The 13,499-nt window shown below is 67.6% G+C and carries 9 protein-coding genes; 4 read left to right on the top strand and 5 right to left on the bottom strand.

The features are described from left to right. The first annotated feature begins 16 nt into the window (after positions 1-16). Together ACZF5Y_RS11205 and ACZF5Y_RS11200 are read left to right on the top strand one after the other, a co-directional pair. Positions 17-1,195, top strand: coding sequence for a fumarylacetoacetate hydrolase family protein (locus ACZF5Y_RS11205; protein WP_497532726.1), 1,179 nt, complete (start codon positions 17-19; stop codon positions 1,193-1,195). A 2-nt stretch (positions 1,196-1,197) separates the two neighbouring features. Continuing rightward, the gene (locus tag ACZF5Y_RS11200; RefSeq protein ID WP_497532725.1) at positions 1,198-2,262 is read left to right on the top strand and encodes a LacI family DNA-binding transcriptional regulator; all 1,065 of its coding nucleotides are present in this window, start codon (positions 1,198-1,200) and stop codon (positions 2,260-2,262) included. Positions 2,263-2,408: 146 nt separating this feature from the next. Here ACZF5Y_RS11200 and ACZF5Y_RS11195 read toward each other — a convergent pair whose 3' ends face one another. Further along, positions 2,409-3,929, bottom strand: a complete 1,521-nt coding sequence (locus ACZF5Y_RS11195; protein WP_497532724.1) for an aldehyde dehydrogenase (NADP(+)) — start codon at positions 3,927-3,929, stop codon at positions 2,409-2,411. A 148-nt stretch (positions 3,930-4,077) separates the two neighbouring features. Continuing rightward, complete coding sequence (locus tag ACZF5Y_RS11190; RefSeq protein WP_497532723.1) at positions 4,078-5,025, bottom strand: EamA family transporter; 948 nt, start codon at positions 5,023-5,025, stop codon at positions 4,078-4,080. A gap of 130 nt (positions 5,026-5,155) precedes the next feature. On the opposite strand from ACZF5Y_RS11190, the gene ACZF5Y_RS11185 reads away from it, so the two are divergent. Further along, the gene (locus ACZF5Y_RS11185) at positions 5,156-6,085 is read left to right on the top strand and encodes a LysR family transcriptional regulator (RefSeq protein WP_497532722.1); all 930 of its coding nucleotides are present in this window, start codon (positions 5,156-5,158) and stop codon (positions 6,083-6,085) included. On the opposite strand, the gene ACZF5Y_RS11180 is transcribed toward ACZF5Y_RS11185, so the two are convergent. Both ACZF5Y_RS11180 and ACZF5Y_RS11175 read right to left on the bottom strand, forming a co-directional pair. Continuing rightward, entirely contained in the window at positions 6,078-7,103 is a 1,026-nt protein-coding gene (locus tag ACZF5Y_RS11180; RefSeq protein ID WP_497532721.1) for an agmatine deiminase family protein, read from the bottom strand. The genes ACZF5Y_RS11185 and ACZF5Y_RS11180 overlap by 8 nt on opposite strands. A gap of 77 nt (positions 7,104-7,180) precedes the next feature. Then, positions 7,181-7,879, bottom strand: a complete 699-nt coding sequence (locus ACZF5Y_RS11175) for a GntR family transcriptional regulator (protein ID WP_497532720.1) — start codon at positions 7,877-7,879, stop codon at positions 7,181-7,183. 136 nt (positions 7,880-8,015) lie between these two features. Here ACZF5Y_RS11175 and ACZF5Y_RS11170 point away from each other — a divergent pair, with 136 nt between their 5' ends. Further along, positions 8,016-9,671, top strand: coding sequence for a cation:proton antiporter (locus tag ACZF5Y_RS11170; protein ID WP_497532719.1), 1,656 nt, complete (start codon positions 8,016-8,018; stop codon positions 9,669-9,671). Between the two features lie 82 nt (positions 9,672-9,753). Here ACZF5Y_RS11170 and ACZF5Y_RS11165 read toward each other — a convergent pair whose 3' ends face one another. Continuing rightward, positions 9,754-13,452, bottom strand: coding sequence for a multifunctional oxoglutarate decarboxylase/oxoglutarate dehydrogenase thiamine pyrophosphate-binding subunit/dihydrolipoyllysine-residue succinyltransferase subunit (locus ACZF5Y_RS11165; protein ID WP_497532718.1), 3,699 nt, complete (start codon positions 13,450-13,452; stop codon positions 9,754-9,756). Between the last annotated feature and the right edge of the window lie 47 nt (positions 13,453-13,499).

Below are 13,499 nucleotides of genomic sequence, written 5' to 3'. Positions count from 1 at the left end.
TCGAATAGGACGTCCCATGTCTGCTTCCTGGCCCCTCACCCTCGCCGACACACTGCCCGAGGACCACGCTTCCGCCACACTGATCGGCCGGGTCTGGGACCCGGCGGTCTCGGGCCCGAGCCCCGTTCTGGTCACGGGCGACGCGGTCTACGACCTGTCGCGCTCGTTCGCGACCGTGAGCGATCTCATGCGGGCGGAGCACCCGGCGCAGGCCGCTCGAGACGCGCGCGGCGCCGTGCTCGGCCATCCCGCTGACATTCTCGCGGCGACCCTCGACTCCGACGCCGACGCCGTGCGCTTCCTTTCACCGGTCGACCTGCAAGCCGTGAAAGCGGCGGGCGTGACGTTCGCGGTGTCGATGCTCGAGCGGGTCATCGAGGAGCGTGCGCGCGGCAACGCCGAAGAGGCCGATCGCGTGCGCGCTCAGGTGCTCGACATGATCGGGGGCGACCTGCGCGCGGTGCAGCCCGGGTCGGCCGCCGCGCAGCAGCTCAAGGAGTACCTCATCGAGCAGGGGCTGTGGAGCCAGTATCTGGAGGTCGGGATCGGCCCCGACGCGGAAATCTTCACCAAATGCCCCGTGCTCGCCTCGATCGGCACCGGGTCAGAGATCGGTGTGCTTTCGACCTCGGCCTGGAACAACCCGGAGCCCGAGATCGCGCTGATCGTCGACCCCTCGGGGCGCATTCTCGGTGCGACCCTCGGCAACGATCTGAATCTGCGCGACGTCGAGGGTCGCAGCGCGCTGCTGCTGCCGAAGGCGAAAGACAACAATGCCTCCGGATCGCTCGGCCCCTTCATCCGTCTCTTCGACGGCGGGTTCACCCTCGACGACGTGCGCAGCGCAGCGGTGCACCTGCGCGTGGAAGGCGCAGACGGATTCGTGCTCGACGCGCAGTCGGACATGACGCAGATCAGTCGCGACCCCGAAGACCTCGTGCGTCAGCTGCTCGGACCGCAGCACCAGTATCCCGACGGGGCGGCGCTGTACCTCGGCACGCTGTTCGCACCGACGGAGGATCGCGGCGAACCGGGGGCCGGATTCACGCACCGTGTCGGCGATGTCGTACGAATCTCGTCGCCTACACTGGGGACACTGGTCAATCGGGTCGCCTACAGCGAAGACTGCGCTCCGTGGCAATTCGGAGTCGGCGCGCTGATGCGTAATCTGGCTCGGAGAGAACTCCTGGGGTGAACATGCACGGTGAGAGTGAGAAGCGCGCGAGTCGGCGATCCACCCGCAGCGTCACGCTCTCCGAGGTCGCCGCGCACGCCGGGGTGTCGCCCCAAACCGTCTCGCGCGCGATTCGTCAGCCCGATGTCGTCTCCGAAGACACTCTGGAACGCGTGCAGGAATCGATTCGCGCGACCGGGTATGTGCCGAATCTGGCGGCGAGCAACCTCGCTTCGAACCGCAGCCGTACGATCGCGGTGCTGATTCCGGCAGTATCGGCCTCGGTGTTCGCCGAGACCGTGCAAGGGCTCGAAACGGTGCTCGCACCCCACGGCTACCACCTCTTCATCGGCACGACCGAGTACAGCCTGCAGCAGGAGGAAGACATGCTGCGCGCCTTCCTCGGTCGGCGCCCCGACGGCATTGTGCTCGTCGGAACCGAGCACAGCCCCGGAGCCCAGACGTTGCTGAACGCGGCCCAGGTGCCGGTTGTCGAGTCGTGGGAGCTCACCCAGCACCCCGTCGACTCGGTCGTGGGATTCTCCAACTACGCTGCGATGAGCGGCCTCATCGAGCACGTGCACGCCCTTGGCTACCGATTCCCCGTGCTCGCCGGCCAGTTCGCCGGGGGCGATGTGCGCGCCTTGCGCCGACGTGCCGCATTCGAAGACGGCATGCGCCGACTGTATCCGCAGGTGCCCGTGCGCATTCTCGATTCGGGCGCGGCCGGAGTGAGTATGGAAGCGGGGCGCGAACTCTTTCGGCAGGCGCGCGAACAGCTGCCACAGGCCGACGTCATCATGTTTGCAAGCGATGTCTTCGCTTCGGGAGCGGTGCTCGAAGCCGTGCGATCCGGAGTTGCGATTCCCGGCGACGTGGGCGTCACCGGATTCGGCGGCTTCGAACTCGGTCAGCACCTGACCCCGTCGCTCACCACCGTGCTGGTGCCGAGCCGGCGCATCGGAGAGGAAGCGGGGCGCGTCTTGCTCGAGCGCATCGAGGCCAACCGCGCACCCGCGACGCCGACGATCGTCGATGTGGGGCACACGCTCGTCACGGGTGAGAGCACAGCGCCGCAGCCCGTCTGATCGCGTCGCGCGACTGCCGCGCTGTGCTCTGCCGCTCCGCACTGCCCCATTGCGGATCGGGGTAACTTCGGACCAGTGCGGACACTGAAAAGCGACGGCACACCGGTCCGAAGTTACCCCGATCCGGCAGAGGCCGACGGACCGGGCTACCGCCAGCGGGCTCCCCAGGTGCGGGATTCGCCTGCGGGGGCGATTTGCTGCGGTACGCCGAGCGGGTTGTCGTCGCGGAGGGCTTCGGGGAGGAGCGCGGCGGGGGCGTTCTGGAAGGCGACCGGGCGCAGGAAGCGCGTGATCGCCGCGGTGCCCACTGAGGTCGAGGCGTCGTTGGTGGTCGCGGGCCAGGGGCCGCCGTGCTGCTGGGCTGGCGTGACGGCGACGCCGGTCGACCACCCGTTGAAGAGCACGCGGCCGACCTGGTTCGCGAGTGCGGCGACGAGTGCGCGCAACGCGTCGGCGTTCTCGGTCTCGCCGGTGGCCTCGGCGGCGCTCAGGTGCACCGTGCCCGAGAGATTGCCCTCGTAGAACTCGGGCATGAGGGCGGCGAGGTCGGTGCCCTCGGGCACCTCGACGAGGATGGAGAGCGGGCCGAACGACTCCTCGAGGAGCGCCTCGCGGCCGGCGCGGAAGTCGTCGAGTGCGATCGAGACGATGGTCGGCGTCACCCAGCCCTGACCGGCATCGTCGAAGCGGATGCCGCCGGCGATGATGGGGCGCGCGCCCGCGGTGCCGAGCACGGCGGTGCGTCGATCGTCGTAGCTCTGCGCGATGCGCGGGTCGAGCAGACGGTGCTCGGGCACGTCGGTGGCATTGGCGAGGATCGCGTCGGCGAGTGCGCTGCCGGCGGGCACGAAGGCGAAGCCGGGCTTGGTGCAGAGCTGGCCCGCGGAACCGGCGACGCTGGTGAGGTACCCCGTGGCGATGTCATCGGCGCGCTCGGCGATGGCGTCGGCGGTGATGAAGACCGGGTTCACGCTGCCGAGCTCACCGAAGAAGGGGATGGGAGCGGGGCGGTTCGCCGCGATGTCGGCGAGGAGTCGGCCGACGCGGATAGAGCCGGTGAATGATCCGGCCTTGACGCGCGGATCCTTGAGGACCTCGACTCCGGCTTCACGGCCGTGGATGAGTTGGAACGCGCCCTCGGGCATCCCCGCCTCGGTGAGCGCGCGAGTGGCGACCTCTGCGGTCGCGTCGGAGAGTTCGGCGTGGCTCGAGTGGGCTTTGACGATGAGGGGGCAGCCGGCGGCGAGGATGGCGGCGGAGTCGCCGCCCATGACGGAGAACGCGAAGGGGAAGTTGGAGGCGGAGAAGTTGATGACGGGGCCGAGGGGGAGGTGGGTGCGGCGGATGTCGGGGCGTGCGCCGAGGGCGAAGTCGGGGTCGGCGTGGTCGATGCGGGCGTCGAGGTAGCCGCCGTCGACGATGGTGTCGGCGAAGAGGCGGAGTTGGACGGCGGTGCGGGTGATTTCTCCGGTGAGGCGGGCCTCGGTGAGTCCGGTTTCGCGGAGTGCGATGTTCACGAGTTCGGGTGTTGCGGCTTCGAGTGCGTCGGCGATGGTGACGAGTGCGTGTGCGCGGTGTTGTGCGGTGGTGGCGGCGAGCTGGGGGGCTGCTGCGGTGGCTCGGGTGATGACGGCTTCGAGTTCGGGGGAGAGCGCTGCGGTGGTCATGCATCCATCCTTCGGAGGTCGGGGCGGCAATGCCGGGGGATCCTGCGGCTATTCTCGCAGCCGCAACTCTGCGCGACGCTGTGCGCTCTGCACAGTGCGCAACGTGGGCGCCGTGCACTCCGTGCGCCTGGTGCGAACGGTGGCTCGGTCACCGCCGGCCCGAGTGGTGCGCCATGGCAGGAGCACGAACGCCCCGCACGCCTCGGGCAGAGGCGACAGCGCTGCTCATCACGATGAGGGCAACGCCTGCCCACTCCATGAGGGCAAGCTGTTGCCCCAGAATCATCCAGCCGAAGAGTGCAGCGCACACCGGATTGCAACTGGTGAGCACGCCGAACAGTGAAGCGGGAACCCGGCGCAGCGCGAGCAGATCGACGATGTACGGCACCGCGGAACTCAGCACCCCGCAGGCCACGGCGAGCAGGATCACGGGGAGCGTCGGGGCGTGCGACGTGAACCAGATCACCGCGACCGGGGCCCAAAACAGGCAAGCGACGAGACTCGCCGCGCCGCTGCCCTCGAGCCCGGGCAGCACGCGGCCGATGCGTCGGTTGAGCAAGATGTACATCGCCCACGCGCACCCGGCGATCAGACCGAAGGCGATCCCGAGCGCATCGGTCGACGGCCCGGGGTGCGTCAAGGCGAGTACTCCTCCAGCCGCGACGAGCGCGCACCCGAGATCGATGAGGCGTCGCGTGCCAAGGAGTGCGATGGTCAGCGGCCCGAGAAACTCCAGCGTGACCGCGAGGCCGAGCCCGATGCGCTCGACCGCGCTGTACAGGGCGAGATTCATGACCGAGAACGCGAGAGCCAAGCCGAGAATCGGCAGCCACTCCGCCCGCCCGTATCGCAGGAGCCTCGGCCGGCCTGCGGGCAGCAGCACGGCGAGCGCGACGAGTTGGCGGATCGCCACGACGCCGACCGGCCCGATCACCGGGAACGCGAGCGCCCCGAGCGCGCCGCCGAGCTGGCCCGAGGCACCGCCGGCGAGCACGAGCCCGACACCGAACGCGCGCTGACCCGGGCGGTCGGCGAGCGCTCGGGGCTGCTGCGGGATCGGAATCGCCCCCGTCGCGGGCGTCGGTTGAAAGCTCACCCGACTACGGTACTGCCCGTGGCGCGAGACTCGAATCGCGAGGTCGGCCGCTCATCAGTGAAGCGAAGCCATGTGAATCGTGCAATAGTGTGAAGCGCACCTGCAGGGTGGTGCGCGGAAGGCGGGGATCGTGCTCGAAATGAAGCGACTCAGGCTGCTCTGGGAGCTCGAGGTGCGCGGCACCGTTGCCGCGGTCGCGGAGGCGCTGAGTTACAGCCCCTCGGCCATCTCGCAGCAGCTGGCGCTGCTCGAGCGCGAAGCCGGAGTGCCGCTGCTGCGTCGGGTGGGTCGCACACTCGAACTGACCCCCGCCGCTCATGCGCTTGTGGCTGAAACGCATGAGCTGCTCGCGGGGCTGGAGCGCGCCGAGGCCGCGCTGCATCGCGCCCATGCCGAGGTGGCGGGCACCGTTCGCCTGGCGGTCTTTCAGACTGCGATGCTGGCGCTCATGCCGCAGGTGCTCGAGCGACTGCACCGTACACACCCGGCACTGCGTGTCGAAATGGTGCAGCACGAGCCGGCAGCCGGTCTCGAAGAAACCTGGGCGCGCGGGTTCGACCTGGTCGTCGCCGAACAGTACCCGGGTCACGCCGCCCCGCACTTCGCCGGTCTCGACCGACAGCCCCTGATCGCCGATCGCATCAGTTTTGCGGCGCCTGAAATCGGAGTCGGTGATCCGGAATTCGCGCGAGTGCACAGCCTGGCCGATGCCGCCGCGCTGCCGTGGGTCATGGAACCTGAGGGGGCAGCGTCTCGTCACTGGGCGCTACAAACCTGCCGCAGTGCCGGGTTCGAGCCCGACATACGCTACGAGACAGCGGATCTCCAGGCGCACGTGCGCCTCGTCGAGACGGGCAACGCCGTAGCGCTGCTGCCGGGGCTGGTGCACAGCGGTGCAGTGCTGCGAATGCGTCGCATCGATCTGGCGGGGGAGCCGCAGCGCACCGTGTTCACGGCGGCACGGTCCGCGGCTTACGGATACCCGGCGCTCGAGGCGGTGCGCGATGCGCTGCGCCTCGAGGCCGGGCTCATCAGTGGCGAATCGACGCCGCTTACTTGACCTTCGGCTGCTGCTGCGTGATGCAGTGGATGCCGCCGCCGCGCGCGAAGAGCGGACGGGCGTCGAGGCCGATGACCTCGCGGCCCGGGTATGCCTCGCGGAGGATCGCGAGCGCGCGATCGTCGGCGGGGTCGTCGAACGCGCAGGCGAGCACCGCGCCGTTGATCACGACGTGGTTGATGTAGCTGTAGTCGACATATCCCTCGTCGTCGCGCAGGGCCTCCGGTGCCGGGAGGTCGATGATCTCGAAGCCTGCGGAAGTGTCTTCGCGATAGCGGTCGGCGACCTCGCGATTCGTGCGCGCGATGATGTGGTCGGGGTGCGAAGCCGCGTCTTGGCGGTGCATGAGGAGCAGATCCGGGCTGGTGAACGCGGCGAGAATATCGGAGTGACCGCGGGTGCCGAAGGTGTCGTGGTCGCGACTCAGGCCGCGCGGCAACCACAGTGCGCTCGTCGCGCCGATCGTGCGCTCAAGTTCAGCCTCGACCTGCTCCTGCGTCCAGCCCGGGTTGCGACCCGGATCGAGCTGCACGGTTTTCGTGATGACGACGCGCCCCGTGCCGTCGACCTGGATGCCGCCGCCCTCATTGGTCATCTCCGAGTTCACGAGCTCGGCGCCCGAGGCCTCGGCGACGATCCGGCCGATGTGCTGGTCGTGGTTCCACTGGGCCCACTCCTGGTCGCCCCAGCCGTTGAACACGAAGTTCACGGCACCCAGCCGGCCATCGTCGCCGATGACGAAGCTCGGGCCGATATCGCGCATCCACGCATCGTTGAGGGGAGCCACGATACGGTCGATCTGACCCGACAGGTAGTGAGCGGCGATGGCTTCATCACCGGGATTGACGACGACCGTCACGTGCTCGTGCTCGCTCGCGGCGTTGGCGACGGCCGCCCAGGTCGTGCGCGCTTCCTCGGCTTCTGCCTCGGTGTCGCCCAGCGTGTATCCGCTCGTCGGCCAGGCCAGCCACAGGCGTTCCTGCTCGTGTCCTTCGATCGGCATGCGCCATGCAGTCATCAGTGCTCCCTTGTCTCCGAGTTCAAACGGCGTCGATTCAGTCTACTGGGTGCGTGACCAATAAGGCGAGTGGCGCTTCATTCGTCGTCGGTGACCCCGGTCGCCCACACCGTGCGCGAGCGCGAGATGTGTTTGCACTGCAACGCTTCGGCCGCCACCGCGTCACCCGCGACGAGCAGATCGATGAGTTCGTGATGCTCGCGTGCGGAATCGACGAGGCGCCCCTGGCGGGCCAGCGAACCGATGCCATAGAGCCGCGTTCGGCGGCGCAGCGAGGTCGCGAGATCGACCAACTGATCGTTGCCGGTCAAGGTCAGCACCAGTGCGTGGAACTCGCGATCGTGACGCAAATACGACTCGAGCTCGCCGCGCTCGGCCGCGCGCAGACATGCATCAGCGAGGCGGCGCATGCCGACCACTGCGGCCTCCGGAACGTGCCCGACGACGAAGTGCATCGCGGGCGGTTCCAAGAGCAGTCTGATCTGCGCCAGGTCATCGAGATCGTGCTCACTCATCGTGGTCACCCGGAAGCCCTTGTTCTTGAGGGTTTCGACCAGGCCCTCGCGCGCGAGATCCATCATCGCCTCGCGCACGGGAGTCGCGGAGACCCCGAGCGTGACGCCGAGCGCCGGTGCCGAAACGACCTCGCCTTCCGCGATCTTTCCGGTGATGATCGCCGTGCGCAGCTGTTCGAGTACGGTCTCGCGCAGGCTGAGCGGGCGCGTCAGCGGGGTGAGGGACGAGTCGAGCTCGCGCTCGGGTGGGGTGATGGCCATGCGGGCTCCTCGGAGTCCAGGGCGGCGCGCCGGATGCGGCGCTGCGCGCGGAGTATCGACCCCTCATCTTCCCATGCCGACGTGCAGAGCAGCCGAGAGATGCTCGAACTCGCCAGTGATCTGCGACGATGTGAGCATGACCGAATGGCTGCTCATCCTCATCGCCGGGCTGATACTCATCGCCGCTGCGGCAATGCTCTCACCCCGGCTCGGCATCGCGGCTCCCATCATTCTCGTGGCCTTCGGGGTCGCCGCGAGCTTCGCGCCGGCGCTTCGCGACGTCGAGATCGATCCCGAATGGATCCTCGCCGGTGTGTTGCCACCCCTGCTCTATTCGGCCGCGGTGTCACTGCCGACCATGAATTTCCGCCGCGAGTTCGGGGCGATCAGCGGGTTGTCCGTGCTGCTCGTCGTGGGCACCTCGCTCGTGCTCGGCGTGCTCTTCATGTTCGTGATCCCCGGAATCGGGTTCGCCTGGGGCGTCGCGCTCGGAGCGATCATCAGCCCGACGGATGCGGTGGCGACCTCGATCGTGAAACGCACCGCGGTATCGAAGCGGGTCATTGCGATGCTCGAGGGCGAAAGCCTGCTGAACGACGCCACGGCGCTCGTGCTGCTGCGCACGGCGATCGTGGCGACGGCCGCATCATTCTCGGTCTGGGGTGCCGTGGGCACATTTGCAAGCTCGGTCGCCATCGCCGCGGTGCTCGGAGGGGTGGTCGGATGGGCGAACCTCTGGGTGCGCCGCCGCGTCACCGATTCGACCGTGAACACGGCGATCTCGTTCACGGTACCGTTTGCCGCGTCGGTGCCTGCCGAACTGCTCGGCGGCTCGGGCCTCGTCGCGGCGGTCGTGGCGGGTCTGATTACCGGAATTCGCGCGCCGCGGATGATCTCGCCACAGCATCGGCTATCCGACGGACAGAACTGGCGCACCGTCGAACTCGTGCTGGAGGGCGCGGTGTTCCTCACCATGGGGCTGCAGCTCAGCTCCATCGTGTCGAGTGTGGAAAAGGATCACGCAGGGGTTGGGGCTGCGCTGCTCATTGCGCTCGGAGCTCTGATCGTCACGATCGCGGTGCGCGCGGGCTATGTCGCTTCCCTGCTCGGCGTGCTCTCGCGCCGCAGGCGCGGCAGTGAGCGGTTCCACAATCGACTGCAGGAGATCGATGAGCAGATCGCGACTCCCGAGGGTCGCGACGCGCAACGCGCCGACTTCGCATCGCGCGGCCGCCCGATGTCTGAACGGCAGTGGGACCGGTTCGTCAAACGGGTGACCCGAGGGATTGCAGACCTGGACTACTTCATGAGTGCCCCGCTCGGCTGGCGCGATGGAGTCGCCGTGGTGTGGGCCGGAATGCGCGGAGCCGTCACCGTGGCAGCCGCCCAAACGCTGCCTGCAGAGACGCCTCAGCGATCACTGCTCGTGTTCATCGCTTTTGTCGTTGCACTTGCGTCACTGCTACTGCAGGGCGGAACGATCGGCCCATTGCTGCGGCGGATCGCACCGGCTGCGACTTCCGAGGACTCGGACGCGAATTTGCGTGATGAGCGTACCGAAGTGATGAGATTGCTGCGGGCGAGTGGTGACGCGGTACCCGAGCCCGAGCGCCCGGAGACTCCGCGGCCCGAACAGTTCGAGATCGAGAAGCGATATCGCCTCGCCGTGCTGGAAGCTCAGCGCACCGCGTTGCTCGATGCTCGAGATAACGGCACCTACGATGCCGAGCTCTTGGCGGATCAGCTCACCCAGCTTGATGCCGCCCAGATTGCGATCGAGCTGCGAGGCTGAGCTCCGCCCCCAGGAACAGACCAGCCGGGCCGCGTCGCACCGATGAGATGCGTCACGGCCCGGCTGGGCGGCGGTGCGTTGCTTATTCTGCGTCGAAGCTGAGGGCGCGCGAGATGAGCGCTTCCTGTTCAACGGCGTGCACCTTCGCCGATCCGGTCGACGGTGCGGCCGACGCGGCGCGCGAAACCACGCGGATGCGATCGTTCGCGAGCTTCTTCGAGAGCTCAAGGGAGATGAACGGCCAGGCGCCCTGGTTCTCGGGCTCGTCTTGCACCCACACCATCTCGGCGCCCGGGTACTGTGCGAGTACGCGACCCAGCTGCACGGCGGGAATCGGATAGAACTGCTCGACGCGCACGAGGGCCACACGTGGGTCGGGGTTCTTCTCAAGGGCGCCGCGCAGGTCGTAGTAGACCTTGCCGGCGACGAGCAGCACGCGCTCGACGCTCGACGCATCGGTGATGTTCGGATCATCGATGACGGGTTGGAACGCGCCCTCGGTGAACTCTTCGACCGATGACGTCGCGCCGCGGAGGCGCAGCATCGACTTGGGCGTGAACACGATCAGCGGCTTGCGAGGCCGGGCGTAGGCCTGGCGACGCAGCAGGTGGAAGTAGTTCGCGGGCGTCGACGGACGCGCGACGATCATGTTGTCTTCCGCGCAGAGCTGCAGGTATCGTTCGATGCGCGCCGACGAGTGGTCGGGCCCCTGCCCCTCGTAGCCGTGGGGGAGCAGCATGACGACGGACGACTGCTGGCCCCACTTCTGCTCGGCGGCGCCGATGTACTCGTCGATGACGGCCTGAGCCGTGTTGGCGAAGTCACCGAACTGCGCCTCCCAGAGCACGAGGGCATCCTCGCGCTGCAGCGAGTAGCCGTACTCATACGCGAGAGCCGCGTACTCCGACAGCAGTGAATCGTAGATCCAGAACCGGGCCTGCTCTTCCGAGAGGTTGAGCAGCGGGATCCACTCCTGCCCGTTCGCGCGATCGTGGAACACGGCGTGACGCTGCGCGAAGGTGCCGCGACGCGCATCTTGACCGGCGAAGCGCACCGCGGTGCCTTCCATCAGCAGCGAGCCGAGCGCGAGCAGTTCGCCGAAGCCCCAGTCGATTCCGCCCTGGCGGCTCATGTCGTGCCGCTTGTTGAGCAGCTGCTGCAGCTTCTGGTGCACGGTGAAGCCATCGGGCTGGTTTGCGTGGGCGTCGCCGATGCGCTCGATGACGGTGCGATCGACCGCGGTTTCGAAGTTTTGCTCGGCGCGACCGCCGGACTCTGCCACCTCGCCGATGCCGCTGGTGTCGATCACGGGGATCGAACCGGTCTGCGCTGCGTGCGTTTCCTGGAACGCGCGCTCCAGGCGATCCTGGAAGTCTTGCTTCGCCTTGTCGTACTCTTCCTCGGTGATGTCGCCGCGACCGACGAGCGCGCTGGTGTACAGGCGTCGAGTCGAACGCTTCGCCTCGATGAGGTCGGTCATCAGCGGCTGCGTCATCGACGGGTCGTCGCCCTCGTTGTGCCCGCGACGGCGGTAGCACACCAGATCGACGATGACGTCGATGTGGAAGCGCTGACGGAACTCGTAGGCGAGCTTCGCGACGCGCACGACCGACTCGGGGTCGTCGCCGTTCACGTGGAAGATCGGCGCCTGCACGACCTTGCCGATGTCGGACGAGTACGTGGTCGAGCGCGAGTCCAGGGGCAGCGTGGTGAAGCCGACCTGGTTGTTGATGATGATGTGGATCGTGCCGCCCGTGCGGTAGCCCCGCAGCTGCGACATCTGCATGGTCTCGTAGACCACGCCCTGGCCGGCCATTGCCGCGTCGCCGTGAATGATGATCGGGAGCGTGGTGAACGAGCCGATCGGCTTCAGGTCTTGCTTGGCGCGGACGATGCCCTCGAGCACGCCGTCGACGGTCTCGAGGTGCGACGGGTTCGCGGCGAGGTGGATCGGCACCTGCGTGCCGTTCGGAGCAGTGAAGACCCCGGAGGTGCCGAGGTGGTACTTCACGTCGCCCGAGCCGGACTTGTGGGCCTGCGCACCCTCGAACTCGCGGAAGATCTGCCCGTAGGTCTTGCCGGCGATATTCGACAGCACGTTCAGGCGGCCGCGGTGCGCCATGCCCACGTCGACGCTGTCGACCCCGTCTTCGGCGGCGTCGCTGAGCATGGCGTCGAGCAGCGGGATGACGGTCTCGCCACCCTCGAGGCTGAAGCGCTTCTGGCCGACGTACTTCGTCTGGAGGAAGGTCTCGAAGGCCTCGGCCTCGTTGAGCTTCTCGAGGATGCGCATTTGCTCATCGTGACTCGGCTTGGCGTACGGCACCTCGAGCTGCTCGCGCAGCCACAGGCGCTGAGCCGGATCCTGGATGTGCATGTACTCGATGCCGATCTTGCGGCAGTACGAGTCGCGCAGCACGCCGAGGATGTCGCGCAGCGGCATGGAGCGCTTGCCGCCGATGCCACCGGTCGGGAACTCGCGATCGAGGTCCCAGAACGTGAGCCCGTGCGATTCGATTTCGAGGTCGGGGTGCGTGCGCTGCACGTACTCGAGCGGATCGACATCGGCCATCAGGTGGCCGCGCACGCGGAACGAGTTGATCAGCTCTTGCACGCGGGCGGTCTTGTCGACCGCGCCGAACACGTCGACGTGGATGTCGGAGGCCCACTGCACCGGCTTGTACGGGATGCGCAGCGCGGCAAAAATGTCTTCGTAGAAGTCGTGCTTGCCGATGAGACGCTCGTGCACGAGCTTCAAGAACTCGCCCGAGCCGGCACCCTGGATGACGCGATGGTCGTAGGTGCTCGTGAGGGTGATGGTCTTCGAGATACCGAGGCGGTTGAGCGTTTCTTGCGAGGCGCCCTGGAACTCCGCGGGATACTCGAGTGCCCCCGCGCCGATGATGCTGCCCTGACCCTGCATGAGGCGGGGCACCGAGTGCACGGTGCCGATGCCACCGGGGTTGGTGAGCGAGATCGTCGTGCCCTGGAAATCGCCGGCGCCGAGCTTGTTGGCGCGTGCGCGCTTGACCAGGTCTTCGTAGGCGGCCAGGAACTCGTTGAAATCGAGCGATTCCGCGCGCTTGACGGCGGGAACGAGCAGCGAGCGGGTGCCATCGGGCTTCGGGACGTCGATGGCGATGCCCAGACCGATGTGCGCCGGGGCGACCACGGAAGGCTTGCCGTCGACCTCGGCGTACGAGACGTTCTGGCTGGGGAAGTCCTTGAGCGTCTGGATGAGGGCCCAACCGATGAGGTGCGTGAACGACACCTTGCCGCCGCGGCTGCGGCGCAGGTGGTTGTTGATGACGATGCGGTTGTCGATCAGGAGCTTGGCCGGAATGGTGCGCACGCTGGTCGCGGTGGGCACGGTCAGGCTCTGATCCATGTTCTTGGACAGGGTACGAGCCATGCCCTTGAGCGCCGTGACGACATCTTCTTCGAGCGGCTCGGAGTCGGAGGCGGTGCGCGCCCGACTCGGCGCATCTGCGGGAATCGGCGCGACACGGGGGGCGGCCTTCGTGGTGCGAGCCGGCTGCGTCGGTGTCGTGATGGGGGTCGTGCTCGGCCCGGTTGCGGGGGCGGCACTCGCCGGCGCCACCGGGGTTGCGGGGGCGCCCGATTGCTCGGCCCCGTACTTCTCGAGGACCGGCCACCACGACCGATCGACGGCGTTCTTATCGACCTGGAACTGCTTCCAGAGTTCGTCGACCAGCCACGCGTTTGCACCGAAATCTCCTGCGGGACCAGCCTGGTTGGTGGTCTCCGTGCGCTCCGCCAAAGCGACTTCCTCTCGTTGTGCCCTGCATGCAAGATAGATGTAGTCGT

The organism is Leucobacter sp. WKLB1, from assembly GCF_059696215.1.
This window is presented reverse-complemented; position numbering and strand designations above follow the sequence as displayed.

Coding starts and splice junctions, on each gene's coding strand:
- ACZF5Y_RS11205 (WP_497532726.1), top strand. CDS start 17: ATGTCTGCTTCCTGGCCCCTCACCCTCGCCGACACACTGCCCGAGGAC.
- ACZF5Y_RS11200 (WP_497532725.1), top strand. CDS start 1,198: ATGCACGGTGAGAGTGAGAAGCGCGCGAGTCGGCGATCCACCCGCAGC.
- ACZF5Y_RS11195 (WP_497532724.1), bottom strand. CDS start 3,929: ATGACCACCGCAGCGCTCTCCCCCGAACTCGAAGCCGTCATCACCCGA.
- ACZF5Y_RS11180 (WP_497532721.1), bottom strand. CDS start 7,103: ATGACTGCATGGCGCATGCCGATCGAAGGACACGAGCAGGAACGCCTG.
- ACZF5Y_RS11175 (WP_497532720.1), bottom strand. CDS start 7,879: ATGGCCATCACCCCACCCGAGCGCGAGCTCGACTCGTCCCTCACCCCG.
- ACZF5Y_RS11170 (WP_497532719.1), top strand. CDS start 8,016: ATGACCGAATGGCTGCTCATCCTCATCGCCGGGCTGATACTCATCGCC.